The following is a 271-nucleotide window of genomic DNA, read 5'->3' as shown; positions in this document are numbered from 1 at the left end:
AACCCGCAGACCAGCGCGCCGATCGGGCCGGCCAGCATCGAGCATCCTGTCGTGATCAAGATTCCTGACGTGCCGTTGGTGGCGGCGATCTGCTGGGTTTCGGCCCTGTTGTACATCACAGTGCAGTAGACCCAGTCGCACAGCAGGCGGGGGTCCGCCACAACCGGGTACGCCGCGCCGGCATGGTCGACGTGCTGGACGACCGTATTCCCGCTGAGTGTGTACCAGGTGCGTACGGGAGTGCCTTTTGCGTCGAGCGCCCATGCCGCAC

At 65.3% G+C, this 271-nt stretch carries 1 protein-coding gene; it reads right to left on the bottom strand.

Annotated features, from left to right (window positions below):
* Positions 1–271 (bottom strand): hypothetical protein (locus AC1RPQ_RS08495; RefSeq protein ID WP_481762345.1); only part of this gene is annotated, 271 nt, incomplete at both ends.

The sequence above is a fragment of the Dellaglioa sp. CoH-57-MRSF-21 genome (genome assembly GCF_056781915.1).
Note: the sequence above shows the minus strand (reverse complement) of the source record. Positions and strands in the feature narration are given on the sequence as shown.